At 65.4% G+C, this 17,054-nt stretch carries 13 protein-coding genes; 6 read left to right on the forward strand and 7 right to left on the reverse strand.

Going from position 1 to position 17,054, the window contains the following annotated elements:
• Nucleotides 1-6: 6 nt before the first annotated feature.
• The gene (locus CHB97_RS15890) at nt 7-1,014 is read right to left on the reverse strand and encodes an AraC family transcriptional regulator (protein WP_089288964.1); all 1,008 of its coding nucleotides are present in this window, start codon (nt 1,012-1,014) and stop codon (nt 7-9) included.
• A gap of 146 nt (nt 1,015-1,160) precedes the next feature.
• Between CHB97_RS15890 and CHB97_RS15895 the strand changes: the two genes are divergently transcribed.
• The 4 genes from CHB97_RS15895 (at nt 1,161) to CHB97_RS15910 (ending at nt 5,451) form a co-directional block, all read left to right on the forward strand.
• Nucleotides 1,161-2,348: an acetyl-CoA C-acyltransferase gene (locus CHB97_RS15895; protein ID WP_089288965.1), complete on the forward strand. Its 1,188-nt coding sequence runs from the start codon at nt 1,161-1,163 to the stop codon at nt 2,346-2,348.
• Between the two features lie 4 nt (nt 2,349-2,352).
• Nucleotides 2,353-3,480, forward strand: coding sequence for an acyl-CoA dehydrogenase family protein (locus CHB97_RS15900; protein WP_089288966.1), 1,128 nt, complete (start codon nt 2,353-2,355; stop codon nt 3,478-3,480).
• A gap of 22 nt (nt 3,481-3,502) precedes the next feature.
• Nucleotides 3,503-4,252, forward strand: coding sequence for an electron transfer flavoprotein subunit beta/FixA family protein (locus CHB97_RS15905; RefSeq protein ID WP_089285958.1), 750 nt, complete (start codon nt 3,503-3,505; stop codon nt 4,250-4,252).
• A gap of 257 nt (nt 4,253-4,509) precedes the next feature.
• Nucleotides 4,510-5,451, forward strand: a complete 942-nt coding sequence (locus CHB97_RS15910; protein WP_089288967.1) for an electron transfer flavoprotein subunit alpha/FixB family protein — start codon at nt 4,510-4,512, stop codon at nt 5,449-5,451.
• Nucleotides 5,452-5,614: 163 nt separating this feature from the next.
• On the opposite strand, the gene CHB97_RS15915 is transcribed toward CHB97_RS15910, so the two are convergent.
• From CHB97_RS15915 to CHB97_RS15935, 5 genes are read right to left on the reverse strand one after another with little or no spacing between them, the layout of a single operon-like run.
• A complete protein-coding gene (locus CHB97_RS15915) occupies nt 5,615-6,415 on the reverse strand; it encodes a hypothetical protein (RefSeq protein WP_143270955.1) in 801 nt (266 codons plus the stop codon).
• Between the two features lie 22 nt (nt 6,416-6,437).
• The gene (locus CHB97_RS15920) at nt 6,438-7,382 is read right to left on the reverse strand and encodes a PleD family two-component system response regulator (protein ID WP_089288969.1); all 945 of its coding nucleotides are present in this window, start codon (nt 7,380-7,382) and stop codon (nt 6,438-6,440) included.
• The gene (locus CHB97_RS15925) at nt 7,379-8,962 is read right to left on the reverse strand and encodes a hypothetical protein (protein ID WP_089288970.1); all 1,584 of its coding nucleotides are present in this window, start codon (nt 8,960-8,962) and stop codon (nt 7,379-7,381) included. Before CHB97_RS15925 ends, CHB97_RS15920 begins: the two co-directional genes overlap by 4 nt.
• Nucleotides 8,963-8,967: 5 nt before the next feature.
• Nucleotides 8,968-10,845: a glycosyltransferase family 2 protein gene (locus CHB97_RS15930; RefSeq protein ID WP_089288971.1), complete on the reverse strand. Its 1,878-nt coding sequence runs from the start codon at nt 10,843-10,845 to the stop codon at nt 8,968-8,970.
• Nucleotides 10,846-10,859: 14 nt separating this feature from the next.
• A complete protein-coding gene (locus CHB97_RS15935; RefSeq protein WP_089288972.1) occupies nt 10,860-12,884 on the reverse strand; it encodes a hypothetical protein in 2,025 nt (674 codons plus the stop codon).
• 60 nt (nt 12,885-12,944) lie between these two features.
• On the opposite strand from CHB97_RS15935, the gene CHB97_RS15940 reads away from it, so the two are divergent.
• Nucleotides 12,945-13,958 carry a hypothetical protein gene (locus CHB97_RS15940; RefSeq protein ID WP_089288973.1) on the forward strand — a complete coding sequence of 338 codons (1,014 nt, stop codon included), beginning with the start codon at nt 12,945-12,947 and terminating at the stop codon, nt 13,956-13,958.
• A gap of 11 nt (nt 13,959-13,969) precedes the next feature.
• Here CHB97_RS15940 and CHB97_RS15945 read toward each other — a convergent pair whose 3' ends face one another.
• A complete protein-coding gene (locus tag CHB97_RS15945) occupies nt 13,970-15,403 on the reverse strand; it encodes a mannose-1-phosphate guanylyltransferase/mannose-6-phosphate isomerase (protein ID WP_089289034.1) in 1,434 nt (477 codons plus the stop codon).
• Nucleotides 15,404-16,393: 990 nt separating this feature from the next.
• Between CHB97_RS15945 and CHB97_RS15955 the strand changes: the two genes are divergently transcribed.
• Nucleotides 16,394-17,002: a DedA family protein gene (locus CHB97_RS15955; protein WP_089288975.1), complete on the forward strand. Its 609-nt coding sequence runs from the start codon at nt 16,394-16,396 to the stop codon at nt 17,000-17,002.
• Nucleotides 17,003-17,054: the final 52 nt, after the last annotated feature.

A 17,054-nucleotide genomic window follows, 5' to 3' on the forward strand; every position in this document is an offset into this window, starting at 1 on the left:
CCGTCATCAGGGGCGCTGCTGCGCCCGCCACGCCCCCGGCGCCAGCCCGGTCCATTTGCGAAAGGCCCGCTGGAAGGCGCTGGGTTCGGCAAAGCCCAGCATGGCAGCAACCTCGGCGATGGACTGGGCGGGGTCAGCCAGGGCGGCCATGGCCAATTCCTGGCGCAGCTTATCTTTCATATCCTGGAAAGGCCGCCCCTCCTGCCGCAGGCCCCGCCGCAAAGTGGCGGGGGAGCAGCGCAGCTGCTGCGCCACCCTCTCAAAATCCGGCCAGTCCGTCGGCGGGCACTGGCGAAGCAGGCTGCGCACCCGTTGGCTGTAGCTGTCCGGGTTTTTATATTTCACCAGAAAACTGTCCGGCGCCTGGTTGAGGAAGCTGCGGGCCGAGCGTTCATCCTGCTGCACCGGCAGGGAGAGCAGTTTGGCATCAAAGCGCAGCCGGGTCGCTGGCTGGTTGAAGCGCAGGGTGGAGCTGTAGAGCAGGAAATATTCATCCACCTGCGGCGGCTCACCATAGGCGAAATCCGCCGCCAGGATGGGGATACGCTGGCGCACCAGCCAGCAGGCCACGCCATGGATATAAACCAGCAGGGTTTCATAGGCGAAGATCGGCAGCGGCCGCGCCGGGTCCAGCGGCCGCACCTCCAGCCAGGCCGTGCCATCGCCATGGCATAGCGCCACATGCACATCATCGAATAAGGCGCGATAGCCATGGGTCAGCCGCTGCAAGGCGCGGCCCAGATTGCGGGCCCCCACCGCCAGCAAGCAGAGCATACTGAAACTGCCCAGCTTCATCCGGCGGCGATCCATGCCGAAAAACTCATCATCCAGCAGTTGCGCCACCTCCCGCAGCAGGATGCCATAGGCCGATACCGGCACCCGCACGGCTGGATCGGCCAGCCATGCGGGATCAATCCCAGCCTTGCGCAGCAACGGTGCCACCGCCAGCCCCTTGGCGGTGGCACAATCGGCAATGCCCCGCACGAAATGGATGGAGACGCTATCCTTATCCATGGCGGTGGGCTTCCTGCGTGGATGACAAAAACGATCACATTGAATGATCGTTTCGGCTCTACCCGAGCGGTTCGATCATGTCTAGACTTGCCGCCAAAGGGGTGCCGCCTGAACGCGCCCCACATCCGGTAGAGGAAACGCCCCCCATGGCCACCGATCCCATTGTCATTGCCGCCGCCGCCCGTACCGCCATGGGCGGCATGATGGGCGACCTGTCCGCTCTGACCGCCGCCCAGCTGGGGGCGGCCGCCATCAGCGCCGCCCTGGCACGCTCCGGCCTGTCCGGCGATGCGGTGGGAGAGGTGGTCATGGGCAACGTCTTGCAGGCCGGCCAGGGCCAGGCACCGGGCCGCCAAGCCGCCTTGGGTGCCGGCCTGCCGCAATCCGTCCCCTGCACCACACTGAACAAGATGTGCGGCAGCGGCATGAAGGCCACCATGGCCATCCATGATGGCATCCTGGCCGGCAGCATCGATATTGGCATCGCGGCGGGGATGGAGAGCATGTCCAATGCCCCCTATCTGCTGGACCGGGCACGCGGCGGTTATCGTTACGGCCACGCAACCATGTACGATCATATGGCGCTGGACGGGCTGGAAGATGCCTATGACCGGGGCCGCGCCATGGGCACCTTTGCCGAGGATACGGCCAGCCATTACCAGTTCACCCGCCAGATGCAGGATGATTACGCGCTGGAAAGCCTGCGCCGCGCCAAGGCGGCGGTGGATGAGGGCAAGTTCGCTGGCGAAATCACCGGGGTCACGGTGAAAACTCGTTCCGGCGAGGTGCTGGTGGACAAGGATGAACAGCCCGGCAAGGGCCGCCCGGACAAGATCCCCACCCTGAAGCCGGCCTTTCGCAAGGATGGCACGGTGACGGCAGCCCATAGCAGTTCCATCAGCGATGGGGCCGCCGCCCTGGTACTGATGCGGGCGTCGGAGGCGGAAAAGCGCGGCATCACCCCGCTGGCCCGCATTGTCGGCCATGCCAGCCATGCCCAGGCCCCGGCCTGGTTCACCACCGCCCCGGTGGGGGCGATGCAGAAGCTGTTCGCCAAGACCGGCTGGCAGGCCGGCGATGTTGACCTGTTTGAGATCAACGAGGCGTTCGCCGTCGTCGCCATGGCGGCGATGCGCGACCTGGACCTGCCCCATGACAAGGTGAATGTGCATGGCGGGGCCTGCGCCCTGGGGCACCCGATTGGCGCATCGGGTGCCCGCATCCTGGTGACGCTGCTGGCCGCCCTGCAGCGCTACGACCTGCGGCGCGGTGTGGCCTCGCTCTGTATCGGCGGTGGCGAAGCCACGGCCATGGCCGTGGAACGGATGGGCTGATCCGATGATCCTGACGGAAGAACAGGCGATGGTGCGCGAGATGGCGCGCCAGTTCGCCCGCGAACGGCTGGCCCCTGGGGCGGCGGAACGCGACCGTACCGGTGCCTTCCCCGCCGCCGAACTGGCGGAGATGGGGGAACTGGGCCTGCTGGGCATGGTGGTGCCGGAGGAATGGGGCGGGGCCGGGGCGGATGCCATCGCCTATGCCCTGGCGATTGAGGAAATCGCCGCCGGCGATGGCGCCATCTCCACCATCATGAGCGTGCATAATTCAGTCGGCTGTGCGCCGATCCTGAAATTCGGCACCATGGCGCAGAAGGAACGCTTCCTGCGCCCGATGGCGGCGGGTCGGATGCTGGGGGCCTTCTGCCTGACCGAACCGCAGGCGGGCTCCGATGCATCGGCCCTGAAAACCCGCGCGGTGCGCGATGGCGACCATTATGTGCTGAACGGGGCCAAGCAATTCATCACCAATGGCCAGCATGCCGGCGTGGCGCTGGTGTTTGCAGTCACTGACCCGGCGGCGGGCAAGAAGGGGATTTCCGCCTTCCTGGTGCCGACCGATACACCGGGCTATCAGGTGGCGCGGCTGGAGGATAAGCTGGGCCAGCGCTGTTCCGACACGGCGCAGATCGTGCTGGAGGATGTGCGGGTGCCGGCAGACCTGATGCTGGGTGAACCGGGCCAGGGGTACCGCATCGCGCTGGCCAATCTGGAAGGCGGGCGCATCGGCATCGCCGCGCAATCGGTCGGCATGGCCCAGGCCGCGTTTGAGGCGGCGCGCGATTACGCCCGCGACCGGGTTTCCATGGGCGTGCCCATCATCGAACATCAGGCGGTTGCCTTCCGGCTGGCCGACATGGCCACCCGGATTGAGGCGGCGCGCCAACTGGTGCTGCACGCCGCCAGCCTGCGCGGGGCCGGTCAGCCCTGCCTGAAAGAGGCGTCGATGGCCAAGCTGTTCGCCTCTGAAATGGCGGAGCGCGTCTGTTCCGACGCCATCCAGACCTTTGGCGGCTATGGCTATGTCAATGATTTCCCGGTGGAACGCATCTATCGCGATGTCCGCGTCTGCCAGATTTACGAGGGCACCAGCGATATTCAGCGCCTGGTGATTGCCCGCAATCTTTGATGAAAGCCTGAGAGACATCCCCATGAAACTCCTGGTCGCCGTAAAGCGCGTTGTTGATTACAACGTGAAGGTCCGCGTGAAGCCCGACGAGAGCGGTGTCGAGCTTGCGAATGTGAAGATGTCGATGAACCCGTTTGACGAGATCGCGGTTGAAGAGGCGGTTCGTCTGAAGGAAGCTGGCAAGGCGACGGAGATCGTGGTTGTCTCCATCGGCCCGGCGGGCGCGCAGGAGACGATCCGCACCGGTCTGGCCATGGGCGGTGATCGCGGCATCCTGGTACAGACCGACGCAGAGGTGCAGCCGCTGGCCGTCGCCAAGCTGCTGAAGGCCGTGGTGGCCAAGGAAGCGCCCGATCTGGTGATCCTGGGCAAGCAGGCCATCGACGATGACGCCAACCAGACCGGTCAGGCGCTGGCAGCGCTGCTGGGCTGGGGCCAGGGCACGTTTGCCTCCAAGGTCGCCCCGGCGGATGGCAAGGTGGCGGTCACGCGTGAGATTGATGGCGGGCTGGAGACGGTGGAACTGAAGCTGCCGGCGGTGGTGACCACCGACCTGCGCCTGAACGAGCCGCGCTATGCCTCCCTGCCCAACATCATGAAGGCGAAGAAGAAGCCGATCGAGGTGCTGGCGCCGGACGCGCTGGGCGTGGATATCACCCCGCGCCTGACCACGCTGAAAGTGACCGAACCGCCCAAGCGCAAGGGCGGCATCAAGGTCGCCAGCGTGGACGAGCTGGTTGCCAAACTGCGCGACGAAGCGCGCGTGATCTGAGCCTGCTGTAACGCCTGACGGCTTTGTGGGCGGTTGTTTTCTGGCTGGCTACAAGGTTTGCCACCACGTTTGCCAAAATCTCTCCCGTCACCCCGGCGCAGGCCGGGGTCCAGGTTCGTAGAGCACAGCGCCTGTGGCCCCTGGACCCCGGCCTGCGCCGGGGTGACGGTTGAGAGAGATGAAAGCGTGGTGACAGACCTCAGCCGTTGCTGTCAGCCCCCCGCAAAGCCGCTCCCCCGATTGAGGAGACACCCATCATGAGCATTCTGGTAATCGCCGAACCCACGAGCGGCGCTGTGAAGAAGCCGACGCTGACCAGCCTGGGGGCGGCGGCGAAGATTGGCGGGGAAACCCATGTGCTGGTGGCCGGCCAGGGCGTGGCCGATGCCGGTGCGGCCGCCGCCCAGGCCGCCGGTGTGGCCAAGGCGCTGGTCGCCGACAGTGCCGAATATGCCCAGCCGCTGGCCGAGAATTTCGCCCCGCTGGTGGTGGCGGCCGTGAAGGCCGGTGGTTACGGCCATGTGCTGTTCCCGGCCACCACCTTTGGCAAGAATCTGGCCCCGCGCGTGGCGGCCCTGCTGGATGTGCAGCAGATCAGCGAGATCAGCGGCGTGGTGTCGCCCGACACGTTCGAACGCCCGATCTATGCCGGCAATGCCATTGCCACGGTGAAGTCGGCCGACGCCATCAAGGTGATCACCGTGCGCGGCACGGCGTTTGAGGCAGCCGCCGAAACGGGCGGTGCCGGTGCGGTGGAGGCCCTGGCCGCCACGGGCGATGCCGGCCTGTCCAGCTTTGTCGGGGCCGAACTGACCAAGTCGGAACGGCCGGAACTGACGGCAGCGCGGGTGATTGTCTCGGGCGGTCGTGGGATGCAGTCGGGCGAGAATTTCCCGCTGCTGGACGCGCTGGCCGACAAGCTGGGGGCGGCCGTGGGGGCCAGCCGTGCGGCGGTGGATGCCGGTTTCGTGCCCAACGATTATCAGGTCGGCCAGACCGGCAAGATCGTGGCGCCGGAACTGTATATCGCCGTCGGTATCTCCGGCGCCATCCAGCATCTGGCCGGCATGAAGGACAGCAAGGTCATCGTTGCCATCAACAAGGATGAAGAAGCGCCGATGTTCCAGGTGGCCGATTACGGTCTGGTCGGCGATCTGTTCAAGATCGTTCCGGAACTGACCGCTGCTCTGGCAAAGTAATACCAATCTCCCTTGATCGTGACCGATCCAGGGAGATTTCGTGTTCCCTCAGACGCCGGGCGGGCGCATAAGGCACCCTTGGCTTACGCCGCACGTGCGGCGGGCCGGCGGTCGCCGGCCTCCAACCCGCCTAAAGGTTGACCTTTAGGCGGGTTTGTATGAATCAGACTTTCATCCACAGGGCGGCCATCACCCCCCGCTCATTGCCATCATTATGGCCGGCCACGGCCTGATTGACGCCGACCTGCAGCGAGAGGTCGTCCGTTAACTGGTAAACGGCGGAAACCTGCAGCTTATGCCGACGGAACTCCCCATAGCCGGGGCCGGCATCGCCGGTGCTCACTGTATTGAAGGATTGCAGCAGCACCTGCAGATCGCTATCGGCGCGCAGGCCCAGGGTCAGGTCCAAACTGACCTCATTGGCCGGCGGGCCGGTTCGTTCCCGCCAGGCCACCTGCCCATCGAAAAAGGCCGGCAGCCCCGCCACCGTCAGGTTGGTGCCATAGAGGGCGCGGATTTCCAGATCCAGGTGGCCGGAGCCCAGCGCCGGGTTCCGGTCCGGGTTATAGAAGAAGGGCAGCCGCGCCATCGGCTGCAGGGAAATGATGCTGTCCTTTCCACGCCAGACGGCAAAGGTGCCGCCTACCTCGGTATCGGTCACGCCAAAGGTGTGATCGGCACCGCCGCCGCTGCGATCCGCCGACAGGCGCTGCAAGGTGGGTTTGACAAACAGGCTGGCATCCCTCACCACGCCCCAGCTGGCCAGCGAGGAAAACTCCCATTTGCTGAACTCCAGGCTGCGGCCATTATTGCGGCCGTCGAAGCCGGTATCGGACGTGGAGGTGGCCAGGCTGGTGATGATCTGGCCGGTCCCTTCCGCCTGGGGCCAGGCCCCCGCCAGCCCCTGCTGCGGAAACAGGACAAGGCCCAGCAGCAGCACGGACAAAAGGACAAGACGCTTCATCACACCGGTCACCCGCATATCCTCACATCATCCCGGCGGACGGAACATCATCCGCCACGGCGCGGTTCCCGCCATCCAGCTTTGCTTGTTCCCGCGCCGCCTGGGCGCGCGCCTCCAGCCCATCCCCACGGGCACAGCCGATGCTGAGCGTGATGCAGGGCCAGCCGGAAGAGCGCGGGTGCGGGATCGTCGCATCATAGATGGCGCGGCACAGCGTATCGGCCAGCAGCAGCGCTTCCTTCGCCGTCGGCCGGCGAGCCAGCAGGGCAAAGGCCCCGTCGGGCAGCACCAGCATCTGGTCACCCACCCGGCCGGGCACCGCGCCCAGCAGGGTCAACACCTGGCGTTTGACCAGGGCCGCCCCCGTCTCCCCCGCCGCCACCGACAGGTTGGTCCAGCCATCAATCTCCCCGCTGAACAGCCAGAGATCGGCGGCCAGCCGCCCGGAGAGCAGGGCCGGCAGGGCGGACAGGTCGGGCAGGCCGGTGCCGGGATCGATCCCGGTCAGGCTTGGCTTGTCCCGGCGCAGGGCGGCATTGGCCTCCGCCAGTGCCGCCTCCCGCTCCCGCCGGCGTTCTGATTCCAGGGCCAGCCGCAGCGCCCCGCGCACCCGGGTCAGCAATTGTACCTGGGTCACCGGCTTGGTGACATAATCAATGGCCCCGGCCATGAAGGCATTGACCAGACAGGCCTCATCCTCACGCCCCGAGACAACGATGACGGGGATTTCGGCCAGACGCGGGTTGGATTTGATCCGGCAGACCGCTTCAATCCCATCCTGACCCGGCAATTCCACATCCATCAGGATGGCGCTTACCAGGGGGGGAGGACCGTTACGGCGTTCCACATCCAGGATGCGGTAGGCTTCTTCGGCCGAGGCCGCCTCCAGCACCGACAGATTGCCGGCGCGCAGCATATGGCCCAGCAGCATCCGCACTTCGGGCACATCGTCGATGATCAAAATCATGGCACCTGCCCCCGCCCGCTCTCACCGTTTCTGCCGGCTTGTGATTGATCCGGCATCCGCCACAGACGCCAATTCCCCTGCGTGATCACCAGGGTACCGCCAGCCGGCCCATCCCGCCACAAGGTGGGAAAGGCCCGGCTGATCCGATCCCGCATCCCACGTGGGCTGGCAGGATCCTGCAGCGCCACATAGGCTGTTGAAATATATCCGGCAATCATGTCGGCTTTAAGCCGGTCTGTGCTGGTCAGCACCAGACCATCCGCCCCACCCCGCGCCGGCACCAGCATACCCGAAACATCTGCATCAAGCGCGATATCATGGGTATCCCGCAGCAGGCGGCCAAAGGCGGCATCATCCATCGTCTGCGCTTCTGCCACCGGCTGCCCCGCCAGGGCCAGCCGCCAGGCGGTGGCGACCGGTGCCGGCTGATAGCCCTGCACCAGCCAGCCACCGGCCAGGCTGATCAGCGCCAGCAGCAACGCCACCGGCGCTGACAGCCGGGCCGGCCGCGCGGCCACCAGCGCCATGACACCAAGCGGCACCAGATAGGCCAGCAGGCGGGACGGATGGTCCAGATAGCGGGTCAGGGAGCCGATAGCGATCGCCGCCAGCACCGCCAGCGCCAGCATCAGCAAGGTGAAGCGGGCCTGCCGGTCCACCACCCGGCCCAGCGCCGCCGGCAGCAGCGGCAAGCCCAGCAGCGCCATCAAGGCGCCTACCAGCAGGGAGCCCGGCAGCGTATGCCCCCCGCCCAGCAGCCAGGGATGTGCCCCCATATTGGCCGCCGCCCCCCGGATCACCGCATCCACCCCGGCGGCGAAGGCCAGGGCCGAGCCGCCAAATATCCAATTGACATAGAGATAGCCGAGCAGGGTGAAACAGCCCGGAAACAGCAGCACCAGCAGCACCCCGACCGGCGACCGGGAAATCAGACCCGGCGGGGCCAGCACCACCATGAAGGGCAATAAGGCCAGCACCAGATACGCCCCGGAGGCCGAGGAGAACAGCATCAGCGCCAGCGCCACGCCCACCAGGGCCATGGCGTTGACATCCCCGCTATGGCGCATCCGGATGGCCGCCGGCACCAGCAGGCTGAAAGCCAACACCCCCAGCGGCCCCCCGCTGCCCCCGGCAATGGCCTGCTGCAAGGACGGCTGGGCCAGCAGGATGAGCGCGAGCAGGCCGGCAGGAAACCGGCCGTAACCCGCCCCCTGCAGCAGCCCGGCCCACAGTGCCGCCATGGCCGCCCCCACCAGCACATTGACCAGCAAGGGCAAGGGCACCCCCGCCGTTCCCGGCAGCAGGCCAGCCAGCAGATCGGTGGACAGGGCCAGCGGCGGAAAGCTGATGGCAAACAGCTCCCGGAAGGCGCTGGCATCAGAGGCGGCCACCAGGGCGGTGCGCCAGCGGTCAATGCCGATATCCGCCAGATAGCCATTATCCAGCACGCGCATCGTCAGCAGGCCGCAGAGCAGCAGCCCGGCCACAAACCAGAGGAGATAGAAGGACAGGGTGGAGGCCGGGTGGCGGACCGCTGCCGCCTCTCCCCCCACGCGCCGCGGGCGCGCTTGCGCATCCATGGCCGTCACTGGTTCATGCTGGCCATCGCCTTGGCCACCTCCTGCTTGGTCACAGCGGAGAGGCCGTGCTGGGTCTTTTCCCAATAGAAGGGGTTGCGCACCAGCTGCCACAGCGCCTTATAGGCCGCCACCGACATCAGCGCCCAATAGCCCGCCACCGTCAGCCCCCAGGGCGCCAGATTCATCCAGCCCCGCTTCACCGGGGCGATGATCGACAGATAGGTGAACAGACCATTGCCGGCCAGCAGGTTGAACAGCGACAGGTATAACAGCGCCGTCGGGAACAGCTGATCCAGGAAGGCGCCGCCAAACAGCAGCCAGAACAGGTAGAAGCCCCAGAAGATCGGGTTGAGGATGCCCGACAGCATGGTGCCGCCGACAAAGAACTGAAAGCCCCAGAACCCCCCCGCCCCCACCGAGCGGTAGAGGCGCCAGGGATGGCGCATATGCACCAGATAGGTCTGCATATAGCCCTTGATCCAGCGCGAACGCTGCCGGATCCAGTTGGGGATGGAGACGTTGGCTTCCTCAAACGTGGTGGAGTTGCAGACGGCCACCCGATAGCCCTTCTGCGTCAGCCGCACGCCCAGATCGGCATCCTCCGTCACATTGAACGGATCCCAGGAATGGAGCTTGCGCAGCACATCCATCCGGAAATGGTTCGACGTACCGCCCAGCGGAATGGGAATACGCAGCCGTTCCAGCCCCGGCAGCATGTAATCAAACCAGAGCGAGTAATCGAGCGTGAACATCCGGGTCAGCCAGTTCTCCTCCGCATTGAAATAATTCAGGCGGCACTGGATGCAGGCAACCTGCGGCCCGGCCTTTTCAAAGGCGATGACCACTTTCTTCAGCTGATCCGGTTCCGGCTGATCTTCGGCATCGAAGATCACCAGATAATCGCCCCGGGCAAAATTGATGGCATAGTTGCAGGCCTTGGGCTTGGTCTGCGGCTTGGAGGCCGGGACGCGGATAATCTCGAAGGAGCCTTCCAGACCCAGGGCCTTGGCCGCATCAATGGTTTCGCGGTCTCCCGCCTCCAGCACCAGCTTGATATCCAGCTTGGCCATCGGATAATCCAGCCGCCGCAGCGCGGCGGCAAGGATGGGCAGTACCTCCGGTTCCTTATACATCGGCACCAGCACGGTGAAGACCGGCAGGTCATCATCCTTCAGCGCCTTTACCTCCGCGTCGGTCACCTTGCGGTCCACGACGCGGGCATTGGCCCCAAAGGCCACCAGCACCGATTTCAGCACGAAATTGCCCAGATAGAAGACCGCCATCACCAGATTGAAGGCGATCAGCGTGCCCACCGGGGCAAAGGCAAAGCCGGCCAGCAGCACGGTAAGGCAGAGATATAAAAACAGTCCCTGCTGCGGCGTCACCACCTGCTTGGCGGAGCTTTCCGGGTCCATGTCGGCCAGCCCGAACACGGCCTTGTGGCTATATTCCTTTTCAAAGGTGCGCTGCAGGGTCCAGAGGATGTCGAACTTGGAGGTGACGACCATCCAGACATCCGGCCCAAAATGCCGGCGCGCGAACAGCAGCGCCTCCGGCCCCGGATCAGCGGTGGCGACAATCACCTGCCCACCCTGCCGCCGCCAGGGCAGCAGCAGCAGGCGGGCATAATCATCCATATGTTCTGCCCGCGCCAGAGTCGGGTCAGGCCGCGCCTCCATCAGATCCATGAAGGCCAGCCCGAACCGGTCGGCCAGGGTGCGGTAAAAATCGCGTGGCTTCACCATGCCCTGGGAAATGACGATATCGCCGAAGCGCACGTTCCATTGCCGCTGCAGTTCCAGCGCACGCTCCAGCTGATCCAGCCGGAGCAGGCCGTTGGCAATCAGCAATTCACCGATGGGTGGGGAGGAGAAGCTGTTCATCCCATCAACCCCGCTCAGGCCTTGGGCTTGGAACGGCTGCGATACCAGCGGGCGGCGATGCCGGCCACGGCGGCGGTCAGCGCCACCCAGACGCCAGCCACCAGCAGGATGCGGAAACGGTCCACCCAGTCGGCCCAGGCCGATGCCTCGCCCACCTCCACCCGCACCGCGCGTTCGCGCAGCGTATCCAGGCTCATCAGCAGGCCGCTGGCATCGGCGAAGGCGACATTGCCCTTATCCAGCGCCAGGGCGGCCGGCACCGGGATCGGCCCGCTGCCACCCGATTGCAGCACCAGGCCCGGCTGCCCGCCGGCCGTGGCCAGCTGGGCCACCAGCAGGCCGGGCGTGCCGGAGACATCCAGCAACAGGCGCTTCTGCCGGTCCACCACCTTGACGAACCCTTCCTCCATCGCCACCGGCAGATCAATGCCGGCGGGCAGTTTGCTGCCGGGCAGCAGCAGGAAGGGCCGCGTCGGCGCCTTGCCCTCATCCAGGACCACCTGCAGACCCTGGCTGCTGGGGGACAGGCCGTTCAGCGCCTTCACCGCCAGGGCCAGGGAATTGGCGGGGTCGGCCAGGGCCGCCTGTGGTACCACCACCATCAGCCCCTCGGCAAAGGCGGAACCCAGGGCGTAGAAATCAGCCGGGTCTGCCTTGTCGGCCACCAGTTCCACGGCACTGCCCGGCAGCAGCTGCGCCGGGGAGGCCAGGGGCGCATCCTTGCAATTGCCGGCGACCGGCTGGCGCTGCAGCACCACACGGATGGCATTGCTGCGGCCCAGCAGCCCGTCGGGCAGCGGCACCGTCAGGGCGCGGGCCTGGGCGCCGCCATCCAGCGTCACCGAGCGCAGCAGCAGGTCATTGACGAAAATATGGGCCAGCTGCGGCTGGCTGGTCATGGCAGCACCGGGCGCCAGCTCAACCCGCAGGGCGGCCGGGCGCTTGCCCTTGGGCACCATGGCATAATCCAGCCGCAGCTGCCATTCGCCCCGGTCGACCACCTCCTGCACGCCCTGGCCCAGCCCCAGCCGGGTAAAGGCGATGGCGTCGGGATCGGGTTTCACCGCCGGCTGGCTGGCACGCGGTGTGACCTGCGCGCCCCCCGCCAAAGCCCGCCAGTCGGACGCCAGATACAGCGCCGTCTGCGCATTGGCCCCGTCGGTCAGTACCACCAGGGGGAAGCGGCCATTGCGCAGCAGGCGGGCCGTCCCGCTGCCGTCCCCCTTCAGCGCCGCCAGTTCGGCGGCGGGCGCGATGATGATTTCTGCCGGGGCCTGTTCCGGTTCCGCCGGCAGGCTGGCGGGCAGCCGCAGGAAGCTGACCTTGTGGCCCTGACGGCCCAGTTCTGCGGCCAGCACCAGGGCCGCTTCGTAATGGTCCCGGCTCAGCGGTGCCGCCGACAGGGCGATGCGGACATGGCGGGGCAACACCGCCATGGCGGCGCGCAGGCTGGTGATGGAAGCCGGATCGTAGCTGTAATGCAGCGCCGTTTCCGGCGCCAGGGTGACATAGCCGCCGGGCAGACGCTGATCGGCGCAACGATCATCGGTCCAGGCCGCACCATAGGTGAAGCCGACCCGGACATAATCCTGACCCTGCCCCGTCCGCGCCACGTCCAGCGCCAGCGGCACAGCGGCGGTGCCCAGCACCCCGCTCCAGCGCGGGCGGCCATCAATGGCGATCTGGGCCGCCGCGCGGATCGGGCCGGGAATGGCGCTGTCCAGCACCCCTTCCAGCCGCAGCCCGCTGACCGGTACACCGTCCGGCACGGGGAAGAACAGGTCGCGCTGACCGGAAAAGCCGTTGAAGCTCAGCCCCTCGGTAAAGCCCAGTTCCGCCAGCGTCACCTGCCGGTCCAGCAGGCGCGGTGCCTTGGCCAAAGCCGCAGGGGCGGGGGTAGGCGGCGCCACGGGTGCGGCCGGGGCCGCCTCCGTCTTGGGCTTTGCCACCGCTGCCGGTTTCTTAGCCGCCGCATCGGCAGCCAGGGGGAAGGCCATGGCGACAGTGGCCAGAAGGACAGTCTGCAACATGGTCTTCATGGAAAAGTTCCTGTAAAGGGCGGGGACAGTCGGCATGATTGAGGAAAAGGAGAAGGGTTGATGATCGTGCGGCGGCATTTCCTGGCCCTGCCCCTGATGCTGGCCCTGCCGGGCTGCTGGCCGGCGGGTGCTGCCCGGCAGGCGGGGCCCTGGCGCGGCGTCAACCTGACGCGCACACCGGAAGCGCCCTTGGGCAGTGCCGCCTGTGGCCAGTCGCTGGCGATGCTGAAGGCGCTGGGGGCCGATGCCGTGGCGCTGGTCTGTTTCTTCTGGCAGGCCAAGCCAGAAAGCGCCGACATTGCGCTGGGCAGCGACATCCCGCTGGAAGAGCTGCGCGCCGGCATCCGCCAGGCGCGCGGGCTGGGGTTGAAAGTGCTGCTGAAACCCCATGTCTGGGTGCCGCAGACCTGGGCCGGCGCCGTCAATCCCACCGGTGAGGGCGCCTGGGAGCGCTGGTTCAGCGGCTATGGCAGCGGGCTGGAGACCCTGGCGCAGCTGGCCGCCGCCGAGGGGGCGGAGGGCTTCGCCATCGGCACCGAACTGCGCGGCACCAGCCACCGGCCGGAATGGCGGGAGATGATCGCCCGCGTCCGCCGGCATTATCAGGGGCTGCTGACCTATGTCGCCCATTGGGATGGGGAGGTGCTGCGCGTCCCCTTCTGGGATCTGCTGGATGTGGCCGCCGTCAGCCTGTACGCCCCCCTGGGGGAAAACCCGGCCAATATCAGCGAAGCCGTGACCGGTAACGCCGATGAACTGGTCAAATGGCGTGACCGGATCGGCAAACCGCTGTGGATTGCTGAGCTGGGCCTGCGTTCTGCCACCGGTGCCCAGGCCAAACCCTGGGAGAGTGCGGAGGAGCGGGAGGCCCAGCCGGATGAGCAGGTGCAGGCCGAGGCGCTGGCGCACTGGCTGGCCGCCCTGGATCAGCGCGGCTTTCGCGACGTGTTGATCTGGCGCTGGTTCAGCACCCCCGATATCGGTGGCCCGACGGACACCGATTTCACTATCCAGGGCAAGCGTGCGGCGACGGTTCTGCATGATTGGCTCAGCAGCTCCGGCACAACACGATAGAGGGTTGGCGCTCACTCGCGGCCATAATCATCCTCCAGCCGGACGATATCGTCTTCACCCAGATAGGAGCCGGCGGCGACCTCAATCAGGTTCAGCGGGATGCAGCCGGGGTTTTCCAGCCGATGGACCGACCCTATGGGCAGATAGACGGATTCATTCTCCCGCACCATGAACTGTTCCCCGTCCCGCGTGACCAGGGCGGTGCCATTGACGACGATCCAATGTTCGGAGCGGTGGAAATGGCGTTGCAGCGAGAGCTTCTCCCCCGGCTTCACCATCAACCGCTTCACCTGAAACCGGTGGCCGGATTGCAGCGGCTGAAAGTACCCCCAGGGGCGGTACTGGCGCGGCCGGCTTTCCGCCTCCGACCGCCCCGCCTTCTTCAGCCGCTGCACGATGGTCTTGACATTCTGCACCTCTGCCTTGTCCGCCACCAGGATGGCGTCAGAGGTGGCCACCACCACCAGATCGCGGGCCCCCAGCACCGCCGTCAACACGCCGTCGGTGCGCACATAGCAGCCTTCCGACCGCTCGATCACCGCATCGCCGAGCGCGACATTGCCATGCTCGTCCCGCTCCACAATGTCATGCAGCGCTGCCCAGGAGCCGATATCGTTCCAGCCAATGGAACAGGGCATCACCCCGGCCAGCTTTGTACGGGCAAAGACGGCATCATCAATGGAAATGGACCGCGCCGCGCCAAAGGGCTCCGCCGCCAGTCGCACAAAATCGGTATCCTTGCGGCGCCCGGCCACGGCGGCCCGGACATGGGCCACCAGATCGGGTTCAAACCGCTCCATCTCCGCCACCAGCTGGGAGGGCTTGAACAGGAACATGCCGCTATTCCAGACATGGCGGCCCCCCGCCAGCATGGCCTCAGCCACAGCGCGTTCCGGCTTTTCCACGAATTCGGCAATGTGGAAAGCGCCCGGCAGATCGTCCAGCGGCTGCCCTTCGGCGATCCAGCCGAAGCCCGTTTCGGCCCGTTCCGGGCGGATACCGAAGGTCATCAGCAAGCCAGCGGCAGCGGCCGGCGCCGCCGCCCGCACCGCCTCGGCCCAGGCATCGCCATCGGTAATGACATGGTCAGCCGGCAGCACCAGCATCAACCGGTCAGGATCGGTTTCCGCCAGCAGCAGGGCCGCAGCACAGATGGCCGGCCCCGTATTGCGGGCCACCGGCTCCAGCAGCAGGGCCTGGGGTTCCACGCCCTGTTCCAACAGCTGTTCCGCAACGACAAAGCGATGCCCCTCGCTGGCCACCAGCATCGGGGCGGCGAAACCAGCCTCCTGGCAACGCACGACCGTTTCCTGCAGCAAGGAGCGATCAGACATCAGGCGCAGGAATTGCTTGGGATAATTCTCCCGCGAGAGCGGCCATAACCGGGTGCCCGAGCCGCCGGACAAGATCACCGGGACCAGCCGCGCCCCCCAGCCTTCTACCATTGCCTTCACCTGATGATCCCCATTGCAATGACAAGGGGAAAACATAAGTACATCTTATGTCTTCCCCAGCTTGCCTTATTGGGCATCAAACACGGTTCAGGTCAATGGATACAGTGCTGGAAACCTATACCGGGGGATAGGGGCTGTGCATCAATATTATCAACAAGTTAACGGGACAATAACAGAAATGGCCATCCATTCTCTTGCGTCATGGCAGAAATTTCGATTTTCATCTTAAAATTGATCCATTTGAAAGAACATTTGTTTCCCAAGAAGAGAATATCAATAACCTATTAACCAATTTTACTGCCGGCGCTGATCGCCAGCGATTGGGCGGCACGAAAGCTTGACCATCGGTCATGAATTCGCGCGCTGGTATAAAAAAAGCGCCGCACCCGCCAGGGTACGGCGCTGACAAAATGACCGGTCAGGCCGGATCAAGCTGCGTTCTGACTGTGCCCAAGACGGCGGAAGCGAGTAGCATCCAGGACAACCTCCAACGCCAGGGACAGCCGGTCGCTGGAGCGGCCCTCCACCAGGAATTCGACATGAACCGGGCGCGTTGCATGTTGGTGGACAGCGTGAACAAGAAGGCGCCGACGCGGCACCTTCAATTCCTCCAGCCATTCTCCCGCCTTCGGGGGCTCGGCGACCCGCCTGGACAATACCATCGCACTCTCCTACCAAACCGCCCTGACCATAGGGGGAACATACCGCGCACAAACGGGGGTACCGCCGTGCAACCGGACTTCCCCACTGTTCTGAACCCCATGATAGCCGAAAATTCCCCTAAAGGAATAGAGCATCAAAGGGACAGCATCATCGTCCGCGACAAACGTCGCATAATTCGACTCCCCCCTCCTCGGCCATGCCATCGCCCGGCCGGTTGCGGCGTTTACCCATGACAGGCGGAATTGCCTGGGTTACAGCACGGCACCTGCGCGTATCAGAAAGCGCGGGCAATCGAAAAAACAGAATGGCAGCAGGATCATGTTCGAACAATTGTTGGGTCTGGTGGAGCAGATGGGATATTGGGGCCTGCTGGCCCTGATGTTTTTGGAAAATCTTTTTCCCCCCATCCCGTCAGAACTGATCATGCCGCTGGGCGGTTTTCTGGCTGCACAGGGCAAGATGGACCCGGTGCTGGCCGTGCTGTTCGGTACCGCTGGATCGGTTCTGGGGGCGCTGCCCTGGTATTGGCTGGGCCGCGCCTTCGGGCGCGAGCGCCTGTTCCGCATGGCCGACCGATTCGGTTTCATCATGACAATGGACCCGCCCGATGTGCTGAAGGCCTTTAACTGGTTCGACCGTCATGGGCGCAAGGCCGTGCTCTATGGCCGGCTTATCCCGGCCATCCGCACGCTGATTTCCGTGCCGGCCGGGCTGGCCGCCATGTCACTGCCGGGTTTCCTGGCGCTGACCACCCTGGGTTCTCTGGTATGGACCAGTGTGCTGACAGCAGCAGGGTATCTGCTGCAAAGCCAGTATGAGCAGGTGCAGGATTATGTCGATCCGATTTCCAAGATCGTGGTCTTCGGCGTGATCGCTATCTATCTGTGGCGGCTGGGACGGCGGCTTCTCACCGGCCGCCGCAACTGACCACCCAGTACTTCCGGCAAAGCATACATCAAGGGGCGTCGAAAGGGCGCCC

This window comes from Azospirillum sp. RU38E (genome assembly GCF_900188385.1).
Classification (GTDB): Bacteria; Pseudomonadota; Alphaproteobacteria; order Azospirillales; family Azospirillaceae; genus Niveispirillum.

Excerpts from the sequence above, each read along its gene's own strand:
- CHB97_RS15930 (WP_089288971.1), bottom strand. The coding sequence starts at position 10,845 with ATGAACAGCTTCTCCTCCCCACCCATCGGTGAATTGCTGATTGCCAAC.
- CHB97_RS15940 (WP_089288973.1), top strand. The coding sequence starts at position 12,945 with ATGATCGTGCGGCGGCATTTCCTGGCCCTGCCCCTGATGCTGGCCCTG.
- CHB97_RS15895 (WP_089288965.1), top strand. The coding sequence starts at position 1,161 with ATGGCCACCGATCCCATTGTCATTGCCGCCGCCGCCCGTACCGCCATG.
- CHB97_RS15920 (WP_089288969.1), bottom strand. The coding sequence starts at position 7,382 with ATGATTTTGATCATCGACGATGTGCCCGAAGTGCGGATGCTGCTGGGC.
- CHB97_RS15890 (WP_089288964.1), bottom strand. The coding sequence starts at position 1,014 with ATGGATAAGGATAGCGTCTCCATCCATTTCGTGCGGGGCATTGCCGAT.
- CHB97_RS15900 (WP_089288966.1), top strand. The coding sequence starts at position 2,353 with ATGATCCTGACGGAAGAACAGGCGATGGTGCGCGAGATGGCGCGCCAG.
- CHB97_RS15955 (WP_089288975.1), top strand. The coding sequence starts at position 16,394 with ATGTTCGAACAATTGTTGGGTCTGGTGGAGCAGATGGGATATTGGGGC.
- CHB97_RS15915 (WP_143270955.1), bottom strand. The coding sequence starts at position 6,415 with ATGAAGCGTCTTGTCCTTTTGTCCGTGCTGCTGCTGGGCCTTGTCCTG.
- CHB97_RS15905 (WP_089285958.1), top strand. The coding sequence starts at position 3,503 with ATGAAACTCCTGGTCGCCGTAAAGCGCGTTGTTGATTACAACGTGAAG.
- CHB97_RS15910 (WP_089288967.1), top strand. The coding sequence starts at position 4,510 with ATGAGCATTCTGGTAATCGCCGAACCCACGAGCGGCGCTGTGAAGAAG.
- CHB97_RS15945 (WP_089289034.1), bottom strand. The coding sequence starts at position 15,403 with ATGGTAGAAGGCTGGGGGGCGCGGCTGGTCCCGGTGATCTTGTCCGGC.
- CHB97_RS15935 (WP_089288972.1), bottom strand. The coding sequence starts at position 12,884 with ATGAAGACCATGTTGCAGACTGTCCTTCTGGCCACTGTCGCCATGGCC.
- CHB97_RS15925 (WP_089288970.1), bottom strand. The coding sequence starts at position 8,962 with ATGGATGCGCAAGCGCGCCCGCGGCGCGTGGGGGGAGAGGCGGCAGCG.